The organism is Vibrio sp. Y58_MX_L22, assembly GCF_024181865.1.
GTDB lineage: Bacteria > Pseudomonadota > Gammaproteobacteria > Enterobacterales > Vibrionaceae > Vibrio > Vibrio alginolyticus.
On sequence record NZ_JAMZAN010000003.1, the window covers coordinates 377,170 to 399,586 of the forward strand.

Annotated in this window: 19 protein-coding genes; 13 read left to right on the forward strand and 6 right to left on the reverse strand. The window is 46.3% G+C overall.

The annotated features are described in order from the left end of the window. Window positions 1-119 precede the first annotated feature (119 nt). Window positions 120-1,142 carry an AraC family transcriptional regulator gene (locus tag NL626_RS09410; protein WP_253657266.1) on the forward strand — a complete coding sequence of 341 codons (1,023 nt, stop codon included), beginning with the start codon at window positions 120-122 and terminating at the stop codon, window positions 1,140-1,142. Window positions 1,143-1,162: 20 nt separating this feature from the next. On the opposite strand, the gene NL626_RS09415 is transcribed toward NL626_RS09410, so the two are convergent. Further along, the gene (locus NL626_RS09415) at window positions 1,163-2,596 is read right to left on the reverse strand and encodes a PLP-dependent aminotransferase family protein (protein ID WP_080996739.1); all 1,434 of its coding nucleotides are present in this window, start codon (window positions 2,594-2,596) and stop codon (window positions 1,163-1,165) included. Window positions 2,597-2,867: 271 nt separating this feature from the next. On the opposite strand from NL626_RS09415, the gene doeA reads away from it, so the two are divergent. From doeA to NL626_RS09445, 6 genes are all read left to right on the forward strand, one after another. Continuing rightward, window positions 2,868-4,055 carry an ectoine hydrolase DoeA gene (doeA, locus tag NL626_RS09420; protein ID WP_005373780.1) on the forward strand — a complete coding sequence of 396 codons (1,188 nt, stop codon included), beginning with the start codon at window positions 2,868-2,870 and terminating at the stop codon, window positions 4,053-4,055. Between the two features lie 54 nt (window positions 4,056-4,109). Continuing rightward, window positions 4,110-5,117 carry a N(2)-acetyl-L-2,4-diaminobutanoate deacetylase DoeB gene (gene doeB / locus NL626_RS09425; RefSeq protein WP_005373782.1) on the forward strand — a complete coding sequence of 336 codons (1,008 nt, stop codon included), beginning with the start codon at window positions 4,110-4,112 and terminating at the stop codon, window positions 5,115-5,117. A 124-nt stretch (window positions 5,118-5,241) separates the two neighbouring features. Continuing rightward, window positions 5,242-5,721, forward strand: coding sequence for an Lrp/AsnC family transcriptional regulator (locus tag NL626_RS09430; RefSeq protein ID WP_054576150.1), 480 nt, complete (start codon window positions 5,242-5,244; stop codon window positions 5,719-5,721). 155 nt (window positions 5,722-5,876) lie between these two features. Next, a complete protein-coding gene (locus NL626_RS09435) occupies window positions 5,877-7,397 on the forward strand; it encodes an NAD-dependent succinate-semialdehyde dehydrogenase (protein WP_253657267.1) in 1,521 nt (506 codons plus the stop codon). Window positions 7,398-7,438: 41 nt separating this feature from the next. Then, entirely contained in the window at window positions 7,439-8,842 is a 1,404-nt protein-coding gene (locus NL626_RS09440) for an aspartate aminotransferase family protein (protein WP_213871453.1), read from the forward strand. A gap of 171 nt (window positions 8,843-9,013) precedes the next feature. Continuing rightward, window positions 9,014-9,535: a DUF2058 domain-containing protein gene (locus NL626_RS09445; RefSeq protein ID WP_005373793.1), complete on the forward strand. Its 522-nt coding sequence runs from the start codon at window positions 9,014-9,016 to the stop codon at window positions 9,533-9,535. 93 nt (window positions 9,536-9,628) lie between these two features. Here the strand turns inward: NL626_RS09445 and NL626_RS09450 are convergent, their stop codons facing one another. The 3 genes from NL626_RS09450 to NL626_RS09460 all read right to left on the reverse strand — a co-directional run bounded on the left by NL626_RS09450 (window position 9,629) and on the right by NL626_RS09460 (window position 11,602). Further along, the gene (locus tag NL626_RS09450; RefSeq protein ID WP_017633575.1) at window positions 9,629-10,243 is read right to left on the reverse strand and encodes a LysE family translocator; all 615 of its coding nucleotides are present in this window, start codon (window positions 10,241-10,243) and stop codon (window positions 9,629-9,631) included. Window positions 10,244-10,320: 77 nt separating this feature from the next. Beyond that, window positions 10,321-10,713, reverse strand: a complete 393-nt coding sequence (locus NL626_RS09455) for a ribosome recycling factor family protein (RefSeq protein ID WP_017819813.1) — start codon at window positions 10,711-10,713, stop codon at window positions 10,321-10,323. Window positions 10,714-10,732: 19 nt separating this feature from the next. After that, complete coding sequence (locus NL626_RS09460; RefSeq protein WP_253657268.1) at window positions 10,733-11,602, reverse strand: LysR family transcriptional regulator; 870 nt, start codon at window positions 11,600-11,602, stop codon at window positions 10,733-10,735. 105 nt (window positions 11,603-11,707) lie between these two features. Here NL626_RS09460 and NL626_RS09465 point away from each other — a divergent pair, with 105 nt between their 5' ends. Then, a complete protein-coding gene (locus NL626_RS09465; RefSeq protein ID WP_150917033.1) occupies window positions 11,708-12,964 on the forward strand; it encodes an adenylosuccinate synthase in 1,257 nt (418 codons plus the stop codon). Window positions 12,965-13,338: 374 nt separating this feature from the next. Then, window positions 13,339-14,403: an L-asparaginase 2 gene (ansB, locus tag NL626_RS09470; RefSeq protein ID WP_213869136.1), complete on the forward strand. Its 1,065-nt coding sequence runs from the start codon at window positions 13,339-13,341 to the stop codon at window positions 14,401-14,403. 76 nt (window positions 14,404-14,479) lie between these two features. Here ansB and NL626_RS09475 read toward each other — a convergent pair whose 3' ends face one another. Continuing rightward, window positions 14,480-15,316: a pyruvate, water dikinase regulatory protein gene (locus tag NL626_RS09475; RefSeq protein WP_005373820.1), complete on the reverse strand. Its 837-nt coding sequence runs from the start codon at window positions 15,314-15,316 to the stop codon at window positions 14,480-14,482. Between the two features lie 251 nt (window positions 15,317-15,567). Between NL626_RS09475 and ppsA the strand changes: the two genes are divergently transcribed. From ppsA to tyrS, 4 genes are all read left to right on the forward strand, one after another. Then, window positions 15,568-17,940: a phosphoenolpyruvate synthase gene (ppsA, locus tag NL626_RS09480; protein WP_005373822.1), complete on the forward strand. Its 2,373-nt coding sequence runs from the start codon at window positions 15,568-15,570 to the stop codon at window positions 17,938-17,940. 170 nt (window positions 17,941-18,110) lie between these two features. Beyond that, on the forward strand, window positions 18,111-18,890 hold the full coding sequence (locus NL626_RS09485; protein ID WP_005373824.1) for a hypothetical protein: 780 nt from the start codon (window positions 18,111-18,113) through the stop codon (window positions 18,888-18,890). A gap of 193 nt (window positions 18,891-19,083) precedes the next feature. After that, complete coding sequence (locus tag NL626_RS09490) at window positions 19,084-19,890, forward strand: response regulator transcription factor (protein ID WP_021707696.1); 807 nt, start codon at window positions 19,084-19,086, stop codon at window positions 19,888-19,890. 82 nt (window positions 19,891-19,972) lie between these two features. Then, on the forward strand, window positions 19,973-21,232 hold the full coding sequence (tyrS, locus tag NL626_RS09495) for a tyrosine--tRNA ligase (RefSeq protein ID WP_253657269.1): 1,260 nt from the start codon (window positions 19,973-19,975) through the stop codon (window positions 21,230-21,232). A 106-nt stretch (window positions 21,233-21,338) separates the two neighbouring features. Here tyrS and NL626_RS09500 read toward each other — a convergent pair whose 3' ends face one another. Then, complete coding sequence (locus NL626_RS09500; protein ID WP_053307190.1) at window positions 21,339-22,373, reverse strand: PotD/PotF family extracellular solute-binding protein; 1,035 nt, start codon at window positions 22,371-22,373, stop codon at window positions 21,339-21,341. Window positions 22,374-22,417 lie beyond the last annotated feature (44 nt).

Here is a 22,417-nt window from a genome sequence, read left to right on the forward strand (position 1 = left end):
CCATGCGTTGTTGTTATCAAAATGTAACCTAGATCAACTCACTGACACTCACTTGACCTTTTGCGAAGTAAATTTGATACATTGCGATTTACAACCTGTTAACATTTAAAAATCGAGACATGCATATCGTACGAAGTGGCGCTGCCGATAAATTTGATAGCTTGGTTTCCGAACTGGGGCAGAATCCGGTTGAGATTATGGCTGCCGTCGGGCTGTCTGCGGCGCAGTTTCGCAATCCCGATACGTATCTCGCCTACCCTAGGCTGGCTGAATTGCTGGAGGAAGCGGCTGCTCGTTGTCAGCAACCGCTGTTTGGCGTGTTGCTCGCCGAGCGTCAAAACCTACAGAGCTTGGGAGACTTGCCAATGCTGGTTTCCCGGGCGCAAACGGTCGGTGAAGCCTTGGCGCGGGTGAATGATTTTCTCTATCTGCATTCGTCAGGGGTCACTCTCAACATGACGCCACAAGATGATTGGGTACGGTTGTCGCTCAATATTGATGTGCACAGCGAACGAGGTATCGCACAGCTGATGCAGCTCAGTGTGTCGCATCTGGCGATGTTTATTGCCAGTCTGCTTGATATTGAAGCAAGTCACTTCTCTTTACACCTCACCCAACACGCGAGCTTCGAGACAGAACAGAGCGAATTTGCCCAGCAGAGCAAACTGCGTTTCGGCGATAAGTTTGACGGTATCCTACTTAAAGCGACTCTGCTTAATGCTAGGAACCACCAAGATGAAGACGCACTAGAGCGCCATTTTCAACAGCACCTCAAAGAGCTGCAAACCCGTTACCCCAACAATCTCAGTGACCAAGCAGCAAACATGATTGGCCGTCTGCTCTCAACCGGAGAATGCAGCGTTGAGCGCGTTGCAAGAGCATTGGACCTGCATCCGAGAATGCTGCAAAACAAGCTGAAACAACAGGGCACAAATTATCGGCAGCTTTTACAACAAGTGCGTCAGGATTTCGCCGAACAGCGATTGCATGAGAATACTCAGAGTATTACCGATATCGCGTTGCAACTGGGCTATGCAGAAACTGCGGTCTTCAGCCGCCACTTTCGCCGTTGGACGGGGAAATCGCCGAGACAATGGCGACAAGAAAAAACTCAGTTACAAACGTTTAAGCCCATCAGATAAAAGCATAGATAACCTATCGCTCAGACCAAAAAGTGTGAGGTGGGAGGGTTGGTATCGAGAATTTCAGCAATCACAGATAACCCGTGTTTGATGTAGCCTCGGTTTGTTTCTGCTCCCAAGCTGATTCGCACGTAAGGCATTGGCTGATTTGTATCGAGAACAAACGGTTTATATCCCGTGATCTGCACCCCTGAACGCTTAGCCGAAGCAACCAGATCATCGCTATTCCACTGCTCGGGTAGTCTCAACCAAATGTGCTGTCCATTCGGGTGCGAGCTATAAACATGCCCTTCTAAAGCGGCTTTTGCTATTCGCTGTCGCTTGGCAAACTCATTGACTTGAAAGCGAATAAGTCGATTTAACGTACCGTTTTCGATCCACAAATGAGCAACTTCAAATGGTAATGGAGTCGCAGACCAACTCGTTGCCGCTAAACGACCAATCGCGTGCTGCAAAAAATGACGTGGGACCGTCAGATAGCCAGTGCGCATGCCTGGCGCTACAACTTTGGTTAAACTGGTGACATAGAAAGCTTGTTCGGGTAACAATGTGGCAAGGGGTGGGACACGGTTAGGTTCTAGTGCTCCATACACGTCATCTTCAATTACATAGATGTCGTATTGCTGCGCAATATTCGCTATCGCCTCTCGGCGTTCAACATCCATATGCGCACTAGTCGGGTTAGCCATGCTCGGTGTGCAACACAATACCTTGATTGGTTTGTGTTTACATGCCCATTCAAATGCATCCGGCGTTATACCAAACTCATCCATTTCAAGTGGTTGCAACTTAAATCCAAGCATTCTCGAGCGAGAGATCAAGCCATGATCAACCAAGTGACCACAAGCAACTAAATCGCCGTGTTCAACAACTGTGCTTAAAGCCAACGTTAAACCATGGCATGCGCCATTTGTGAGTAATATTTGATCGGCACCCACATCCAACCCTTGGCTACTTAGAAATCGTGCTCCTGACTCAATATGATGAGGCTGACCTGTTACCGGCTTTGCTTTACTGATCAAACCACGATTGTTTGTTTGCCCAGCAATCTCCATTAACGCCTGATTAAAAAGCGTAATGTGGCGATCGGTCACCACTGGATGTGCAATCGACATATCAATTTCATCCGGCGTTTCTTTCATCTCTTGTGTCAGCATGAACTCCGTGTCCGTACTTTCATCCACAAAACCTGATTTGACAAAAGTACCATTCCCAACCCAAGACTCGATCGCCCCTTTTTTCTCTGCATAACCATATGCATGGCTCACCGTTTGTACGCTGACGCCAATTTGCTCTGCAAACTCACGATGTGTGGGTAATCGAGTCCCCGGTTTTAGATAACCACTGCGGACACATTCGACAAGATAGTTACCAATGGAGATGTATTTAGCGGTGCCTGGCCGAATGATCGGGTTCAAAGAAATTGTCATGACACAATATTTTAATTGATTCATTTTTAACGCTCATTGTAACTTCCGTTTAACAAATGGCGAACTTTAACTCACAAAACGAGGTGAAATGCACAAAAATAAACCACAATTGTAATGATTGACATGAAATGTATGGGTTAAACAAACATGTTAAACAGCATCGTTCAATCCAAATACAACCCCAGAGGTAAATTGCAATCATTTTTAACGCAGATCTGGCTAGCTGGTAGAAGGTAGAAATACCTCAGCGTCTCCGAAGGCCCATAAGGCGTCGGATTTCTAACAAGGAGAAAATATGAGAGGCGTTGCTTTGCATTTTACACTGGATGAGTTCCAGGATCGGTTAACGAAAGTTCGGCAATCGATGGAAGAAAGAGAATTGGATGTCCTTATCATTCATGACCCTTCTAACATGGCGTGGCTGACAGGCTATGATGGGTGGTCTTTTTACGTGCCACAATGTGTCGTTGTTGGTCCATCTGATGAACCTGTTTGGTTTGGACGCTGCCAAGATGCCAACGGAGCATACAGGACTGCGTATATGTCGGCAGAAAACATTACCTACTATCCAGACCATTATGTAATGAATCCGCCGCTACACCCGATGGATTTCCTGGTCGAAGCCGTACTGGCTCCGCGCCTTTGGGATCGTGGTCGTATCGGTGTAGAAAAAGATAACTATTACTTTAGCGCCACCGCTTACGAATCACTCACTACGCACCTACCGAATGCTCAACTTCTCGATGCAACCGGACTAGTCAACTGGTGCCGCGCCGTTAAATCCGATCAAGAACTGGCATACATGTACCGTGCCGCTCGCATTGTTGAAAACATGCACCGTGTCGCGTTCGACATGATTGAACCAGGATTACCGAAACACCACCTTGTTGCCGAGATTAACCGTCAAGCCGTGCTCGGGCATGAAGACCACTTTGGCGATTACACCGCGATTGTGCCGCTTTTGCCATCAGGTTCTGATGCTTCCGCACCTCACCTGACTTGGGATGACAGACCCTTCAAGAAAGGCGAAGGGACGTTTTTTGAAATCGCAGGGGCGCACCGCCGTTACCATTGCCCACTCTCACGCACTATTTTTCTTGGCGAGCCTGACGACAAGTTCAAACGAGCCGACGAAGCCCTAACTCTAGGACTTGAAGCGGGCTTGAAAGTGGCAAAGCCCGGAAATACCTGCGCCGACATCGCCAATGCACTAAACCAGGTTCTCGATAAAGCGGGATTCTCACGCGAAGGCGCCCGTTGTGGCTATCCAATAGGTTTGAGCTACCCGCCAGATTGGGGGGAACGAACCATGAGTTTGCGAGACACCGATAAAACCATCTTGAGAGAAGGTATGACATTCCATTTTATGCCGGGGCTGTGGTTCAAAGATTGGGGGTTAGAAACAACGGAAAGTATCGTCATTACCCATGATGGAGCAAAAACATTGTGTGATTTTCCACGCCACTTATTTGTTAAACACTAATTTTTCAAACCTTAAGCTCTGTTGAGCCAGGTCTGAGAACTAAAAGGACTTGATATGCAAAAAAGCTCGATCACAGCCACCATAGACTTTGACCGAGAAGGTGTACAGCACGGCTTTTTAACGCTGCCCTATTCACATGACGACTCCGCTTGGGGCAGTATTATGATACCTATCACCGTGATCAAAAATGGTCACGGACCAACCGCACTGCTTACTGGCGGTAATCACGGAGACGAATACGAAGGCATCACCAGCCTGCTAAAATTGACGAACTCGCTTCAGGCAGATCAAATCCAAGGTCGTGTCATTATTGTACCCATGATGAACTTACCTGCGGTACAAAATGCCTCACGTACGTCGTTTATCGATAAAGGGAATTTAAATCGCAGCTTTCCCGGCAACCCCATAGGCACAGTGACCGAGAAAATTGCGGATTATTTTACTCGTTACCTAGTTCCTAAGTGCGATTTTGCGTTAGACATTCACTCAGGTGGTAAAACGTTAGATATCGTGCCGTTCGCCGCTGCCCATCGTCTCGACAATCTCGATCAAGAAGAAGCCTGCATATTAGGTGCAAAACTGTTTGGCGCACCTTACACCATGATCTTGCTCGAAATGGACGCCACCAGCCTGTATGACACTGCCGTGGAGTCTCAGGGAAAAATCTTTGTTACCACCGAACTAAGAGGAGGCGGAACCAGCACTCCAGAAACCATCGCTTATTCCGACCGTGGCATTCGCAACTTCTTACGCTTCTCAGGCAACTTGCCCGGTGACTACGAACAACCAACCCAACCAACTAAGTTATTAGATATGCCTGATGCAAGTTGTTATGTGCAAAGCCAGCACCACGGCATCACAGAATACTTATTTGATCTTGGCGATACCGTCAAAAAGGGCGATGTATTAGTGAGAATCTTCTCGACCGAGCGCACAGGTACCGCCCCCGTTGAGTACAAGTCACAGCGCAATGGTATTTTCGCGGCGCGTCGTTTTCCTGCTATGGTGAATATCGGTGACACTATCGCAGTTATAGCCGAAGACTGCGGCGAGATAGGCTGATTGAAAAGCCAACTAAAGAAATCAAAACAAATGGCATACCAGAAGCAAACTGGAAAGCACCTTATAACAGCGACCAGTCATCAGCCTTTCATGAAATGATTAGTATTCTACAGGGAGACTCATTATGCGCCTCGATCGCTACGACGTAAAAATTCTACAAATACTTCATGATAATGGTCGTATCACCAAATCTCACCTTGCCGAGGCCATCAACCTATCCGTGAGCCCTTGCTGGGAGCGCGTCAAAAAACTGGAAGAAGCAGGCATCATTGAAGGCTACGGAGCAAGAGTAAATACCGATATTTTGTTCAAACGAACGTCGGTTATGGTTGAAGTTACGCTCAAAGAACACAACGCCCAAGCGTTCAAACGCTTCGAGCAACTGGTTCAACATTCACCAGAAGTCACTGATTGCTATGCCACGGGCGGTGGTGTCGATTACATCCTTAAAATTCAGTCAGAAGATATCGACCAATATCAGCGGCTTATCGACAACTGGTTAGACTCAGATGTGGGCATTGAGCGCTACTTTACTTACATTGTGACAAAAACAATCAAACGTGATGCGGGCACATTCGAAGTAAACCAAAACGCTTTGTTATAAAAGGGAAAATGCGCATCAGACGTGAACAGAAAAAACACCATATTTAACGGCACTAAAAAGAAAGTTCTGACGTTTTAAACCTCGGTATCAGAAATTATTTCGGTCACTTCTCCATTACAGTTTCATTATGGACAACGATGCTGGGAGAAGGACTCATGACAGCACTGCACAGCTTACATGCAGAGGAATTAAAAGCCTCGCACGACATGATGGCGATAATGAAAGACGTACGTTTGGTGAGAGGTTTAGCGTACGTAAATGGCAAATGGGTAAGTGGTGATCAATTTCATCCGGTGGATAATCCAGCAGATGGCACGGTCATCGGTTACATCACTAAGCTTTCTCAGCAACAACTCTATCAAGCGATTGATGAAGCCGACCAAGCCTTTCGTCAATGGCGAAAAATGCAAGCAGAAGAGCGCGCTGAAATTCTCATGCGTTGGCACGACCTGATTCTAGAATCAAAGCAAGATCTTGCTCATTTGATGGTGATGGAGCAAGGAAAAATACTAGGTGATGCTGTAGGTGAGATTGACTACGGCGCATCCTTTGTTCGTTGGTTTGCCGAAGAATCACGCCGCTGTTATGGCGAAACCATCCCAAGTCATATTCCGAATGCGCAGCTATCAACGGTGCGCGAGCCAATTGGTGTCGCAGCACTGATTACGCCATGGAACTTTCCTAATGCCATGATCACACGCAAAGCCGCAGCCGCACTAGCAATAGGCTGTCCGGTGATCATTAAGCCCGCCAGTGAAACGCCTTTTTCTGCGTTAGCGTTGGCAGAGTTAGCAGACCGAGCTGGCTTTCCACCTGGTGTATTTAACGTGATCACTGGCGATGCGGTGATGGTGTCACAAACCTTGTGTCACTCCGATAAAGTCAAAGCGCTCTCGTTCACAGGCTCAACTCGAGTAGGCAAACTATTGCTACGCGACGCGGCACAAACCGTGAAGAAGTGCAGTATGGAGCTAGGTGGTAACGCCCCTTTCATCGTGCTGCCAGATATGGATGTCGAGCAAGCAGCCAAAGCCGCCGTGGATGCGAAGTTTCAAACCGCAGGACAAGACTGCTTGGCCGCAAACCGTATTTTCGTCCCTGACGATAAGTACGAAGCGTTTTTGGAAGCGTTTGCCAAAGAAATGAGCCACATCGTTTTGGGCAATGGCTTAGACGAAAAAACCACCATGGGACCACTTATTAATCGCACTGCGGTGGATAAAGCGCATGATTTGGTGCGTGACGCGCTCGACAAAGGCGCGCGATTGGTAGCGGGATACCACCAGCCCGTACCAGGCGAAAACTTCTTCGCGCCGACATTGCTAGCCGATGTAACCCCTGAAATGGCGGTGTATCGCGAAGAGAATTTTTGTCCTGTGGCAGGCGTATTGCCTTACCAAGACTTAGATACCGTGATTGAAATGAGCAACGACACTGAATACGGCTTAGCTGCCTATGTTTATGGTCACGATATCCACCAAATTTGGCACTGCATGCGCGGTTTGGAGTTTGGCATGGTGAGCGTGAACTCCGTCAAAATGACAGGGCACCCTATCCCATTCGGCGGCGTGAAACAGTCTGGTCTTGGACGAGAAGGAAGCCGTCACGGATTTGAAGAATACAGCGAAATCAAATACTGCTGCTTAGGCGCTTTACCAACCGTCAGTGGCAGTTGAGACACGAAATATGGATATCCAATTATTCGAGGAGAAGGATCATGAGTAACAAAACCCAACAACTTTTAGAGATCGATCGTCAGAGAGTATTTCATGCCTCAACCCACCTAAAGCAGTATGCGGCCGGGGAGCTTCCGGGAAGAATTATCTCGAGCGGAAGCGGAATACGCATCACCGATTCAGAAGGCATCGAGCTGATAGACGGCTTTGCCGGGTTGTATTGTGTAAACATTGGCTATGGCAGGACCGAAATGGCCGATGCGATTTATGAGCAAGCCAAAGAACTGGCGTACTACCACACGTACGTCGGTCATACGAACGAAGCGCTCGTGACACTGTCAGATCGCATCATCAAAATGGCGCCTGAAGGCATGAGCAGAGTTTACTACGGCATGTCAGGCAGCGACGCGAACGAAACTCAACTTAAGTTGGTGTGGTATTACAACAATGCTCGTGGTCTACCAGAGAAGAAAAAAATCATTTCGCGTGACCGCGGCTACCATGGTTCAAGTATCGCATCCGGTTCAATGACAGGTTTGCCGCTGTTCCACGCCCATTTTGATTTACCACTTGAGCGTATCAAACACACCATCGCGCCATATTATTATCGCCGTGAAGACGAGAGTATGTCTGAGCTCGAATTCTCTCAATATTGCGCAGATCAACTCGAAGCGATGATCTTGGAAGAAGGCCCAGAAACGGTAGCAGCAATGATTGCAGAACCAGTGCTCGGTACTGGCGGTATTGTGCCACCACCAGCAGGGTACTGGCAGGCGATTCGCAAAGTGCTCGACAAATACGATGTGCTCTTGATTGCGGATGAAGTGGTGTGTGGCTTTGGTCGCCTCGGCTCCGATTTTGGCTCACTGCACTACGACATGAAACCAGATCTCATCACGGTAGCGAAAGGATTAACTTCGGCGTATCAACCGCTGTCTGGCGTGATCGTCGGTGAACGAGTTTGGAGTGTGCTAGAAAACGGCACCGACCAATGGGGTGCTATCGGACACGGTTATACCTACTCTGGTCACCCAATGGGAGCGGCAGCCGCGAACTGCAACCTCGATATCATTGAACGTGAAGGCTTAGTGCAAAACGCGGCCGAAGTCGGCGCTTACTTGCAGCAACGTATGGCGGAGACGTTTAACGATCATCCATTAGTCGGTGATACTCGTGGCGTTGGCTTGTTGCATGCGTTGGAGTTTTCTTCAGACAAGCTCCGCAGAGCACACTTTGATCCAAACTTGAAAGTAGGCCCGCAAATCGCGGCAGCCTGTTTAGAGCAAGGCTTAATCGCTCGCGCCATGCCACATGGTGACATCCTCGGTTTTGCTCCACCGCTTATCGCGAACCGTAACGATATAGACACCATTGTCGACAAAGCGCATCAAGCGGTAAACAAAGTGATGGATAACCTCGTCACATCTAAACAGTGGCAGCCATAACCCACCTAGATTTCAGTGACGCTCGCGGGCTTTGGAGAAGGCCCGCTTTGCACTTTCGTTAAAGAGATAACAAGCCAACCAAACATTTTAGACCCATAGAAAGCACTATTATTTACTACAAGTGGCAATAGTGGGTAAAATGCCCAAAATTGCGCACTAACTGGATAAAACATGGCAAAACTTACCCTTCAAGAACAAATGCTGAAAGCTGGCTTAGTTAATGAAAAGAAACTAAAGAAAGCGAAGAAAGGCTCTAAAAAATCACGCGTTCAAGCACGCGAAGTAAAAGCGGCGGTTGAAGAAAATAAACGCCAACAGTTAGAGCGTGATAAACAATTGAGCGAGCAGCAAAATGCTGAGCGATTAAACAAAGAGATCAAAGCGCAAATCAATCAACTGATTGAGATGAACAAGATCGAGCTAAAAGATGGCGACATCAAATACAACTTCACGCACGGTACGCTAGTGAAATCACTTTATGTAGATTCACTTATCCGCGAACAGTTGATCAAAGGCATTTTGGCTATTGCTATTGTCGGTGAAAGCTACGTTGTCATTCCGCGCGGAGTAGCGAATAAAATTGCTCAACGTGATGAATCCGTCATCATCGAACAGAAAGAAGCAGAATCTGAGATTCCGGCAGAAGACGATCCATACGCAGATTTCGTCGTGCCTGACGATTTGATGTGGTAACAATAAATTAATCGATGCATCAACGAAAAGAGCCGCTGATGTAACATCAGCGGCTCTTTTTATAGAAAAATAATCTACGGAGATGATGTGTTGTTATTGCTTACTTAGTAGCAAATTCGCACCTGATGCGGCTAAAAACAGCGAACATCCGCGATTGAAACGTTTCGCCATTTTTGGATTTGAAAACCAGTGTCTCAAGTACAAACCAAAGATGGCATAGATTGAAATGGCGACCATTTCTAATATCAAAAACGTGGAGCCAAGGGCAAAAAACTGCTCTTGAACGTTGGCATTGGCATCAACAAATTGCGGCAAGAATGCAGTAAAAATAAGTATCGCTTTCGGGTTGCCAGCAGCAAGCGTAAATTCTTGCTTCGCAAGTCCTGCGTAATTGCGCGAATTGTCCAAGTCAGAGATCGGGCTGGACTCTGAACGCCAAAGGTTGAACGCAATCCACAGTAGATACAACGCCCCTACCAACTTTATTGCCAAAAATAGCATTTCTGACGTATACAAAATCACAGCCAGACCTGATGCAGACAACGCAATCATCGCTGAAAAAGCAGCAATTCTGCCTAAACTGGCCGTAAACGCGGCCCTAAAGCCGTAACAACGCGCATTATTCATTGCCAATAAATTGTTTGGGCCAGGAGCCATATTGAGAGCAAAGCAAGCAGGAATAAAAAGGAGAAGCTGCCAAATATCCATAATAAAATGGTCTTAGTGAGTGATTTTGATCGGTACCCTAACATCTGTTAATAAAGTGAGTAAACCACAAACCGATCTTAAAGCAACTCAGCATCAAATCGTGCCGTGCGAGCTTGAACTAACGTGCAGTTCGTTTCAGCCATCAGCTCCGCTAAGGTGATGTTTGGGTTTTGTCTCACCAAACGTATCAACTTCACGTCCAAAGGTTCCAATTTGTCTTGGTGAGCAAGTAGAGCTTGTTCGATTTTGTTGATCGCAAATCGCATCGTCTCTGCTTCTTCGTTTTTGAGATGCTCTAAAAACGCTTTTACATCCAAAGCCTCGCCCGAGATTTGCCAGTGACGAGATCGTCTAATTCGCTTAAGATCGCACTGTTTTTCTGCTGCGAGTGTTTTCGCTCGCTTGGCATGGTCGCCCCCAATACGGTGAATCAAGGATGGGAGCGAAATCGTAATCTTCGTCTCTTTCATGGCCTTTTCTTTCATCGTCTTAGGCCTCAACCACCGACACATTCTCACCAACCCAAGCCAACAACTGTTTTGCCGCTTTGGATAACACCTGATTTTGACGCACGATGTAGCCGAAATCAGTGTTTGGAAAACTTGGCAAAGGCGTAACTTCTCGAGAAAGCTTTAATCTCGGATCGAGCGAAAAATCCGGCACAATAGCAGTCCCAAACCCCGCTTCCGCCCAGTCGATTTGTGCTTCCACACTGCCCACTTCCATCACGCGATGCTTAGGCAGATTTAGCTCAGGTAAAGACGCATCAATCAGCTCTCGGGTTCGAGTATCGTGCCCTAGCAGGATCAGCGTCTGGCTCTCTTTTCGATTGTCTTGCCACTCAAAAATGTTATCGCCAAACGCACACCAGTGAATTTGCGTGAGAGGCGTAAAATGCAGCGGTTGACTCTCTTTTTGTGCGATAACAAAGCCGATATCGGCACGTGCACTTTTCACCAAATCCACCGCTTGAGAAGATGTGGTGTTGAACAATGCCAAGTCGATCCCCGGATATTCACTTTTGAATTGCTGAAATGGTTTGATAAGCAGTAAACGTGAAACAATATCGCTCGCCGCAATAGAAAGCGTCCCCTGCGTAAGATCGTTGATGGCATTGAGATCCGACTGACAAATTTGCAGCTCATTAAGCATCCGCTGCGCCGTAGCTAACAAACGCTTCCCCGCTTGCGTCAACTGCACGGGATTTCGCTCAATCAATTTCGTGCGCGTGGCTTGCTCCAACTGCTTGATATGCAAACTTACGTTCGGCTGCGTCATGTGCAGTTCCGTCGCTGTTTTACCAAAGTGTTTTACCTCTGCAAGAGTTACGAAGGTTCGCAGCCAGTTCAAATCTAACATTGCCAATTCCGATATGAAATTCTTATCAAGTTAATGAGTATAATTAATTTCTCTTATTATGGCGAACACCTTAAGATTTTTGCATCTGTTTTTGGAGATTAAATTATGTCGTCTATCGTTGTTGTGGGTGCAAACTGGGGTGATGAAGGCAAAGGCCGCATCGTTGACTTTTTGGCAGAGCAAGCTTCTGCGAGCATTCGTTTCCAAGGTGGTAACAACGCGGGTCACACCGTGGTTAACGATCTAGGTACGTTTAAGCTGCACCAGCTACCAAGTGGCGTATTCAACCCAGACTGTTTGGCAGTGTTAGGTCCGGGTATGGTTATCAGCCCTGCGTTGCTGTCTCAGGAGATTGCGGAAGTTGAAGAAGCGGGCGTAAAAGTGAATATGTGCATCTCTGATCGCGCAACACTGTGTCTACCTCTACACGCACTAGAAGATACGCTAGAAGAACAACGTTTAGGCGACAAAGCATACGGTTCAACTCGTCAAGGTATTGCACCTGCTTACGGTGACCGCGTAATGAAGAAAGGCATCCTAGTTGGTTGGTTGAAGCAACCAGAAGTATTGGTTGAACGCCTTCAATTCATGATGGATTGGAAACTGCCGCAACTGCGTGCACTTTACCCGACGTTCGAGTTTGAACAAACCGCTGAAGAACTGGCGAACTGGCTGCTAGAAGTGTCTGCACCTTGGCGCGATTCAATTTGCAACGTAACGCTTCCTCTAAAAGAACTACAAGCGAAAGACAAAACTCTCTTGTTCGAAGCGCAGCTTGGCGCGGGTCGTGACCTTGTTTACGGTGAGTACCCTTGGACAACATCTTCTAATGTTGTATCAATGTACGCGGGTATCGGTAGTGGCCTTCCGGCACTTCGTCCTGAACGCGTTATTGCGGTTGCAAAAGCCTTCAGCTCATCAGTGGGTACTGGTACGTTGATCACTGCAATGGAAGAGCAAGACGCTTTCCGCGAACTTGCTGGCGAGTTCGGTGCAACTACGGGTCGTCCACGCGATATGGGCTACTTTGACGCAGTCGCTACGAAGAATGGCGTTGAACTGCAAGCCGCAACTGAAATTGCACTAACGAAAGTAGACTGTTTGACTGGCCTTAACGATCTGAAAATCTGTGTTGGCTACGAAGGCGACCACAGCGAAAACCCAATCTGGCCTCAAACTGCCTCTCTTGCGCCAATCTACGAGAAGATGGAAAGCTGGAGCGAGGACATCACAGGTTGTCGTAAGTTTGAAGAGCTTCCAGTAGCAGCACAGAAATACGTTCTACGCATTGAGAAACTCATGGGCGTACCAGTAAAAATGGTGTCTGTGGGTCCTGGTCGTGAACAAATGATTATGCGATAAGATGTGAATTAACACATCATTGGCAAGCGGCTTTTATCTGTTCCGGGGTAAAGCCGCTTTTTTTACACTGTAAACTTTGGAAAATTGCACGGCTAAATTCATGTTTAATAACCTCATCACGAGACTCCCACCTCCTTTATTTATAAATCAATAAATTATAGGACTTAACACGTTGTGCACGTTACTAGCACATCTCACTTGTTAAAGAAGCACGTTAATTAGGTTAACTGGTTGATTTGATATTCTTTAAGTGATTAGTTGATCACGATTTTCATCTGCAATTTGTTGAGCTTGTGCTCAAAAATTCTCCCGTTCTGTTTTTAGGATAGAGGTTGTTCCCCAACCAACATCTAACCTAAAAGCAGGTGATTCCCATGACAAAAAATCTTTTCCGCCTCAGTACGATAACCCTCGGTTTATGCATCAGTTCGTTCTCTTTTGCGCAATCCGATCTTCCGAACATTAAAATTCTTGCCACTGGTGGCACCATAGCAGGCGCAGGTCAATCTGCAACAGAATCAAACTACACAGCAGGTAAAGTCGGCGTTGAATCATTGATTTCTGCGGTGCCGAGTATGACCAAGATTGCCGATATTTCTGGAGAGCAAGTGGTCAGTATCGGTTCACAAGATATGAATGATGAAGTGTGGCTAAAATTATCGAAAAGAGTTAATGAGCTACTCGATCAAGATGATGTTGACGGCATCGTCATTACTCATGGTACGGATACGTTAGAGGAAACCGCTTACTTCCTTGATCTGACCGTCAAGAGCAAAAAGCCTGTCGTGATCGTCGGTGCAATGCGTCCTTCCACCGCAATGAGTGCTGATGGACCAGTCAACTTATACAATGCAGTCGTAACAGCCACCGATGAAGATTCAGAAGGACGTGGCGTGCTAGTCGCAATGAATGACACGATTTTCGATGCGCGAGATGTGACAAAAACCAATACAACCTCCGTCAGCACTTTCCAGTCACCCAACTTTGGTGCTATCGGCTACATTCATAATAGCGATGCCAAATATCAACGAAGCCCAGAACGTAAACATACGACAGAAACCCCATTCGATGTATCAAAGCTTACTAAGTTGCCTAAGGTCGGTATTGTTTATAACTATGCAAATGCCTCCAGTTTGCCGGTGAAAGCCTTTGTGGATGCGAAGTTTGACGGCATCGTAAGTGCTGGTGTCGGTAATGGTAACTTGTACCACACTGTGTTTGATGAGCTAGAGAAAGCGAGTAAAGATGGCGTTGTTGTTGTAAGAAGCTCCCGAACGCCTAGCGGCTCAACGACTTTGGATGCTGAAATTGATGACGACAAATATGGCTTTGTTGCCGCAGGTACATTGAACCCACAAAAAGCACGTATCTTACTGATGCTGTCACTGACTCAGACGAAAAACTATCAAGACATCCAAAAGATGTTCCAATACTATTAATTCTGTCTAAGGCTCATTCGATAGAGGAGGTACACACCTTACCTCCTCTTACACATAGCGACATGAGCGTCTCTTGTTAGCCAAACAAGCGACGCTTCATTCCTGCTTTTTCCAGAATACGCGTAGTAATTTCCTCAACAGACAGAGAGGACGTATTGATATATGGGATCGCCTCTCTTCTAAACAACGCCTCAACAGTGTCTAGCTCCAGCTTGCACTGCTCTGTGCTAGCGTAATCACTTCCAGACAAACGATTTTCACGGATTTCAGTCAAGCGCTCGGGATCGATAGTCAGCCCAAACAACTTATGACGATGGATCTCAAACTCAGGCAACAAACGCATCATCTTCACATCTTCCGCAATGAACGGATAGTTCACAACACGTAAACCAAATTGCATCGCCATGTACAAGCTAGTCGGCGTTTTTCCGCTGCGCGATACTCCCAGCAGGATAATATCGGCTTGTTCCAACCCTTTTAGCGTGATGCCATCATCATGCGCCAATGTGTATTCAATAGCCGCAATACGGTCAAAATAGGTGTCGGAATCTTTCCCCACGCTGCGAGAACGCTGCAACTTAGGCTTTGGTGCCATCTGAATGTCGTCTTGCACTTTCTGCACAATACTCTCCAACACATCGTAACTGTATGCCGGCGCTTCAAGCAGCATTTCACGTACTTCTGGAACGACAATTGAGAAAAAGACCAGAGGTTTGACGCCATTGCGCTGGTAGGAAGTTTCAATTTCTTTGACTACGTCAGTAGCTTTGTCCTGGCTTTCTACAAACGGAAAGGTTTTTTCGTTAGGAATGAACGGAAATTGACCGAGAACAACATGCCCTAATGTCTCACATGTTATCGCCGTACCGTCAGAAACATAGAATACATCACGACTTTGGTTATTTATTTGCATTTCTGTTTAATTTTTCAAAATCTTTTGAGTAGGATGGTACACATAATATTAATAAATCAGTTTGGCTTTCAGTTAGGTTCACCACAGCTTTAAAAATTCTTTTGAATTTTTTTCAGCCAGAACGTAATCGTTTGCCTTTGATATCAATCTAAATGAAGCAATGTATGGTCAACGTGTAATAACAGCCAACATGCGATTGTTTAGATCGATTTAAGTCCCCCTACTAAGCTGCAATGTTTCTGGAGAAAGACATGCAAAAGAACACCCTCTGGTTCAATGGCCTATCCATGGATGATGTCGACAAAGTCGGCGGTAAGAATGCTTCACTTGGCGAAATGGTTTCTAACCTAGCAAACGCAGGCGTTTCTGTACCAAATGGTTTTGCGACAACCTCATACGCGTTTAACCAATTCCTTGACCACGAAGGTTTGGATGAGCGTATTCACCAATTACTCGATGAACTAGACGTTGAAGATGTAGAAGCTCTGCGTAAGACAGGTGCAAACATTCGTCAATGGGTATTAGAGGCCCCTTTCCCTGCGGACCTTGAACAAGAAATTCGTGAAAACTACCAAGAACTGATCGAAGGCAATCCTGAGCTTTCAGTCGCAGTTCGTTCATCTGCTACGGCAGAAGACCTACCTGATGCTTCTTTTGCTGGTCAGCAAGAAACGTTTTTGAACGTGAAAGGCATCGACGCAGTACTAGAAGCAACTAAGCACGTTTACGCTTCTCTATTTAACGACCGTGCGATTTCTTACCGCGTTCACCAAGGGTTCGACCACCGTGGCATCTCGCTATCTGCGGGTATCCAACGTATGGTGCGTTCAGATAAAGCCTCGTCGGGTGTTATGTTTACACTAGACACTGAATCGGGTTTCGACCAAGTTGTCTTCATCACCTCTTCATGGGGTCTAGGCGAGATGGTCGTTCAAGGTGCAGTAAACCCTGACGAGTTCTACGTTCACAAGCCAATGCTCGAAGCAGGCGAACACCCAATCGTTAAGAAAACATTTGGTTCTAAGTTGATCAAAATGATCTACTCAGATAACCAAGAAATCGGCAAACAAGTTGATATCGTTGATACTTCTGATGAAGAGCGCAACACGTTCTCATTGAACGACGACGAGATTAAAGAGCTCGCAAAACAAGCAATGATCATCGAAAAGCACTATCAGCGTCCAATGGACATTGAATGGGCAAAAGATGGCATTGATGGCAAGCTGTACATTGTTCAAGCGCGTCCTGAAACCGTATGTTCACAAACGGAACAAAACGTGATTGAGCGCTACGAGCTACAAAACAAAGCGGATGTTTTGGTTGAAGGTCGTGCAATCGGTCAGCGCATCGGTAAAGGCGTGGTTCGCTTGGTTGACTCTCTGGACCAAATGTCTTTAGTCCAAGAAGGTGACGTGCTAGTTACAGACATGACTGACCCAGATTGGGAACCAGTGATGAAAAAAGCATCTGCAATCGTAACCAACCGTGGTGGCCGTACGTGTCACGCTGCCATCATCGCTCGTGAGCTTGGTATTCCTGCAATCGTTGGCTGTGGCGATGCGACAAGCAAGTTAACCGATGGTGCAACCGTGACCGTATCTTGTTCAGAAGGTGAAACGGGCTACGTTTACCAAGGTGAACTTGAGTTTGATGTAAAACGCTCTTCTGTTGATGAACTGCCACTGCTACCAACAAAAGTGATGATGAACGTGGGTAACCCTGATCGCGCGTTTGACTTCGCACAAATTCCAAATGAAGGTGTTGGTCTTGCGCGTCTTGAATTCATCATCAATAAGATGATTGGTATCCACCCGAAAGCATTACTTAACTTTGATGCACAAAGCGATGAGCTAAAAGCAGAAATCACTCAGCGTATTCGTGGTTACAAAGATCCTATCGATTTCTACGTAAGCAAACTGACAGAAGGTATCGCAACCATTGCTGCGGCATTTTGGCCGAAACGCGTTATTGTTCGTATGTCTGACTTTAAGTCTAACGAATACAGCAACTTGGTTGGCGGTAAAGCATACGAACCGCATGAAGAAAACCCAATGCTTGGCTTCCGTGGCGCGTCTCGTTACATTTCTCCAGTGTTTGAAGACTGCTTCGAGCTAGAAACTCAAGCAATCAAACGCGTTCGTAACGAAATGGGTCTGAAAAACGTTGAAATCATGATCCCATTTGTGCGTACACCAAGCGAAGCAGCATCAGTGATTGATTTGCTAGCGAAGTTTGATCTGCGCCGTGGCGATCAGGGTCTTAAAGTCATCATGATGTGCGAACTGCCATCCAACGCGGTCCTTGCCGATGAGTTCTTGAAGTACTTTGATGGCTTCTCGATTGGCTCAAACGACATGACTCAGCTAACGCTTGGTCTTGACCGTGACTCTGGCGATGTCGCACATCTATTTGATGAGCGCAACCCAGCGGTTAAGGTGATGCTTCAGATGGCGATTGATGCGGCAACAAAAGCAGGCAAATACGTTGGTATTTGTGGTCAAGGCCCATCAGACCACGACGACCTAGCGGAATGGCTAATGGATCAAGGTATTAGCTCTGTATCACTAAACCCAGATACGGTTATCGATACTTGGTTAAAACTAGGTAAAGTTAGCAGCAAGTAACACACGATAAACTCTAGCCCTCACACTCCCCTTGTGAGGGCTTTGTTATTCACACGTCATTTCACAATCAGTTCGTGATTCCTCTCTCAAGTTCGTCATTTAGTCAATTTCATTATCAAAGTCTGATGACCTAAAATGAATGGTATATCGATAACTCCAGAGAGAATTTGATGAAAAAGCCTATCGCACTCCTTACTACATTGATGCTCCTGGCATCCCCTGCTTATGCCGATTGGGATGAAATTTCCAATAAAATGTCTGAGCTTGGCGACGCAGTTTCTGATACTGCACAAGATGCTTGGGACGACACCAAAGCGTTTTCAAAACAAGCGTGGCAAGATTTCACGAATTGGTCCGAGGAAGCGATCAATACCGCAGGCGAATGGACAGAAGCCAGCATCGAGAAAAGCAAAGAATGGATAGATGCTGCCGACAAAAAAATTGATGAGCTGATGGAAGGCGATACGCCAGAAGAAGCTCGCCAAGCCGTGGACTTAATGGCAGATAGCGCTTTGCTCAAGTTATTTAATGAAAAGCCGGAGGCAAAAGCTATTTACGACAACGCGTACGGCTACGCGGTCTTTGATTCTCGTAAATTATCTTTGCTGTTTCACACCAACTCAGGGTCAGGAGTCGCAGTGAATAAGGAAACAGAAGAACGCACTTATATGAATATGTTTGGTTTGGGCGTTGCACTTGGGGCTGGCGGCAAATTTTACCAACAAGTGGTTCTGTTTGAGAGCAAAGAAGACTTTGATACGTTCGTCAACGAAGGATGGGAGGCCACAAGTGAAGCCTCTGCTGTTGCGGGCGAAGATTCAGAGCAACTTTCAAAACAATTTAACAGCGGCGTCGCCGTCTATCAGTTGAACGCTAAAGGTTTGCTCATCGATGCTAACGTGTCTGGTTCTAAATATTGGGTTAACGAAGAGCTCACTAACTCGCAGTAATGCATAGCAACTAATCGCTTAAATAAAACCGTTGTTATGCACCCTTATCAATAAGTTAACGGGGATATGAATCCTCAAAACTGAGCACTTACGCAACTTTCTCTATGGAAGTCACCAGAAGATGGCGACTTCCCTTTCTCGTTGGATTGCTTTTGGTTATGCTTGCGCAAAACCACCTGCAATTCGGTATCCCATGCCTGACAATAACTTTAATAATCTGCTAGCAGAAGCAATTTCTGCTCTTAACACGCCTAACTTTACTCCTAAACTTATGCGTGTCATTCGCACTCTTTTTCATTTTGATTGCGCAGTTATTTTAGGTTACCGAGAAGGTAAACATCCTATTTATCTCTACGACTCAATTGAGAACGAGCGAGAGTTACTTTTTCAACGCTACCTTACTGACTCATTTCAAAATGACCCTTTTTTTCTCAAACTAAACGAGACAAAGCAACAAGGCGTATTTACGCTCAAAGACGTGGCGCGTAAAGGCGTTGACTTCACCTCATACTGCGAGCAGTTCTATCATCAAACAGGGTGGAAAGACGAGCTTAGCATGCTAGTCGAAGTTGAATCTGGCCGTTGGGTCATGCTGTACTTCGGATATATGACTGATGGAAAATACTTTTCTCAGCAACAAATCAATAAGCTAAAGCCCTATTTCCCGATAATTCAGTCGCTTTGTCAGCAGCATTGGAAACAAACGGAATTTACCTTTTCTGAGCCTGTTTTTGCACAGAGTGCTTATTCTGGCAGTATGCGATTAGCCATTGAGCAAGCTTTAGCAACGTTTGGCGTAGAATCACTCACCCGTCGCGAACAAGAGGTGGCTTCGCTTCTCGCTCAAGGGTTTGACACCAAAGAAATTGCCGCGCGGTTACACTTAGTTCAAGGCACGGTCAAAAATCATCGAAAGCGAATTTACTCGCAATTAAATGTGTCTTCATTGAGTGAGTTATTCCAGCTTTTCCTCAATCACCTCATTCTCCATTCAAGATAAAAAACTGTCCCTTAAGGGATATATCGAGAAAAGGTGTCGCGTTTTAGTCTGAATACAACAACCACTAAAACAGACAAAAAGAATGACGACACCATTACTGCAAGATTTACAAGATCGTGGCTTGATTGCACAAGCCAGCGATTTGGAAGAAATTCAGACACTTCTCTCACAGCCACAAACCGTTTACTGCGGCTTCGATCCTACAGCTGGCAGCTTGCATATCGGCCACCTCGTGCCTTTGATTATGCTTAAGCGCTTTCAAGATGCCGGACACCAAGCTGTTGCCTTGATTGGCGGTGCAACGGGCATGATTGGCGACCCAAGCTTTAAAGCGACTGAGCGCAGTCTGAACTCAGAGGAAATCGTCTCAGGCTGGGTTAACGATCTTTCTAATCAAATTCATCAGTTGATGAATCACCAACTGACCAAGCCGATGATCATGGTGAACAACGCTGACTGGATGAAAGCGATCAATGTGATCGACTTCTTCCGCGATGTGGGTAAGCACTTCTCGATCAATACTATGGTCAACCGAGAATCGGTAAAACAACGCCTGCAACGACCTGACCAAGGTATCTCCTTCACCGAATTTAGCTACGCCCTACTGCAATCGTACGATTTTGCCGAGCTAAACCGTCGATACGGTTGCCGTTTGCAAATCGGTGGCAATGACCAATGGGGAAACATCGTCAGCGGGATCGATTTAACTCGCCGTCAAAATGGTGAGCAAGTATTTGGCTTAACTCTGCCGCTGATCACCAAATCCGATGGTACCAAATTTGGCAAAACCGAAGGCGGCGCAGTATGGCTAGATCCTAGCAAAACCTCTCCTTACGCGTTCTACCAGTTCTGGCTTGGCGCAGAAGACGCCGACGTTTACCACTTCTTGCGTTACTACACATTCTTGAGCTGCGAAGAAATTGCCAGCATTGAAGCGCAAGACCAAGCAAGCCAAAGCAAGCCACAAGCACAACGTATTCTCGCTGAAGAAATGACGCGATTTGTTCATGGCGAAGACGGCCTCGCCAGTGCCGAGCGCATCACTCAAGCTTTATTCAGCGGTAATGTGCAACAGCTGAGTTTGGGTGAATTAAAACAGTTGGAGTTGGATGGTTTACCAAGCATTGAGAGCACACAACAAGATTTGGTTGAGCTGTTGATTGAGTCGGGCTTAGCAAGTTCGAAGCGTGTTGCACGCGAACACATCAGCAACAACGCCATCAGTGTAAACGGTGAAAAAGTGGCGGCTGATAACCCGAGTTTAAGCTTCCCACTGTTTGATCAATATTGGTTACTGCAACGCGGTAAAAAGCACTTCTGCCTCGTAAAGCGTGCCGCGTAGCAACACTCGCAGTACAAAGCCTATAAAAAATTCCCCTCACCACTTTCGTGATGAGGGGAATCCAAATTTGAACGATTTTAAGCCTAACAATAGGCAAAGACGTTGCTTATTGCGTTCTTAAACGTTGCCAGTACTTTTCGTAAATCGCTAACGTTTCTGCTCCAACATCATTAATAAACTCGCCTTTTTTCAAGTCTTCTGATGAAGGGAAAATAGTACGGTTGTTTTTCAACTCTTCTGGCAATTTGTCACGCCCTGCGTTCGTTGCCGACGCATAACCCAAACTGGTCACGATTTCCGCTTGGTTCTCTGATTGGTACATGAAGTTAATAAATTTATGCGCCAATGCTTTGTTTTTACTGCCAGACGGAATAGTGAAGTTGTCCATCCACAATACCGCGCCCTCTTCCGGCATCACGAACTTCAGCTCAGGCATTTCAACTTGTCCTTGGAATGCGTTGCCGTTCCATTGCATGCCGACCGATGTTTCACCGGACACGTAAGGGACTTGCGGCGCATCTGAGTTGTACAGTAATACGTTGTTTTTCAGCGCGACTAGAGAATCAAAAGCCTGCTCGATTTCTGCTTCGTCTTTTGTGTTCACGCTATGGCCATTTTTCTTCAGCGCCATACCGAACACATCGCGAACGTCATCAATCAGCATGACTTGTTGTTCGTATTGAGACTCCCATAAGTCTGCCCATTTGGTCACTGGTTGCTCAACCATGGATTCGTTGTAGCTGATCCCGGTAATGCCCCAAATATAAGGCAGCGAGTAATCATTTTTAGGATCGTGCGCTTGGCCAAGTAAGCCGTCCATTGTGTCTTGCATGTTTGGCACTTGAGCGTGATCTATTTTCGAAAGCAGCCCTTCTCGACCCATTTTTTCAATGAAGTACGCAGAAGCAAAAACCACATCGTAACCAGAACCTTTTAGCAATTTTAGCTTGGTGTACATTGATTCATTATTCTCAAAGGTCGAATAATTAATCGTAACGCCTTCTTGTTTTTCAAACACTTTTAACGATGCTTCCGGCAAATAGCCACCCCATGCATAAACGTTCAACGTTTTGCTATCTGCATGAGCAAACATGCTGAGCACAAGAGCACTCAGCCCCAATCCTTTGATGATTAATTTCATGGTATGCAATCCAACCAGTCCAGCGACGCGCTGGGATTCGGGTG

What these genes read in the sequence shown, in the direction of transcription:
- NL626_RS09410 (WP_253657266.1), top strand. Translation starts at nt 120, where the DNA reads ATGCATATCGTACGAAGTGGCGCTGCCGATAAATTTGATAGCTTGGTT.
- NL626_RS09415 (WP_080996739.1), bottom strand. Translation starts at nt 2,596, where the DNA reads ATGAATCAATTAAAATATTGTGTCATGACAATTTCTTTGAACCCGATC.
- doeA (WP_005373780.1), top strand. Translation starts at nt 2,868, where the DNA reads ATGAGAGGCGTTGCTTTGCATTTTACACTGGATGAGTTCCAGGATCGG.
- doeB (WP_005373782.1), top strand. Translation starts at nt 4,110, where the DNA reads ATGCAAAAAAGCTCGATCACAGCCACCATAGACTTTGACCGAGAAGGT.
- NL626_RS09430 (WP_054576150.1), top strand. Translation starts at nt 5,242, where the DNA reads ATGCGCCTCGATCGCTACGACGTAAAAATTCTACAAATACTTCATGAT.
- NL626_RS09435 (WP_253657267.1), top strand. Translation starts at nt 5,877, where the DNA reads ATGACAGCACTGCACAGCTTACATGCAGAGGAATTAAAAGCCTCGCAC.
- NL626_RS09440 (WP_213871453.1), top strand. Translation starts at nt 7,439, where the DNA reads ATGAGTAACAAAACCCAACAACTTTTAGAGATCGATCGTCAGAGAGTA.
- NL626_RS09445 (WP_005373793.1), top strand. Translation starts at nt 9,014, where the DNA reads ATGGCAAAACTTACCCTTCAAGAACAAATGCTGAAAGCTGGCTTAGTT.
- NL626_RS09450 (WP_017633575.1), bottom strand. Translation starts at nt 10,243, where the DNA reads ATGGATATTTGGCAGCTTCTCCTTTTTATTCCTGCTTGCTTTGCTCTC.
- NL626_RS09455 (WP_017819813.1), bottom strand. Translation starts at nt 10,713, where the DNA reads ATGAAAGAGACGAAGATTACGATTTCGCTCCCATCCTTGATTCACCGT.
- NL626_RS09460 (WP_253657268.1), bottom strand. Translation starts at nt 11,602, where the DNA reads ATGTTAGATTTGAACTGGCTGCGAACCTTCGTAACTCTTGCAGAGGTA.
- NL626_RS09465 (WP_150917033.1), top strand. Translation starts at nt 11,708, where the DNA reads ATGTCGTCTATCGTTGTTGTGGGTGCAAACTGGGGTGATGAAGGCAAA.
- ansB (WP_213869136.1), top strand. Translation starts at nt 13,339, where the DNA reads ATGACAAAAAATCTTTTCCGCCTCAGTACGATAACCCTCGGTTTATGC.
- NL626_RS09475 (WP_005373820.1), bottom strand. Translation starts at nt 15,316, where the DNA reads ATGCAAATAAATAACCAAAGTCGTGATGTATTCTATGTTTCTGACGGT.
- ppsA (WP_005373822.1), top strand. Translation starts at nt 15,568, where the DNA reads ATGCAAAAGAACACCCTCTGGTTCAATGGCCTATCCATGGATGATGTC.
- NL626_RS09485 (WP_005373824.1), top strand. Translation starts at nt 18,111, where the DNA reads ATGAAAAAGCCTATCGCACTCCTTACTACATTGATGCTCCTGGCATCC.
- NL626_RS09490 (WP_021707696.1), top strand. Translation starts at nt 19,084, where the DNA reads ATGCCTGACAATAACTTTAATAATCTGCTAGCAGAAGCAATTTCTGCT.
- tyrS (WP_253657269.1), top strand. Translation starts at nt 19,973, where the DNA reads ATGACGACACCATTACTGCAAGATTTACAAGATCGTGGCTTGATTGCA.
- NL626_RS09500 (WP_053307190.1), bottom strand. Translation starts at nt 22,373, where the DNA reads ATGAAATTAATCATCAAAGGATTGGGGCTGAGTGCTCTTGTGCTCAGC.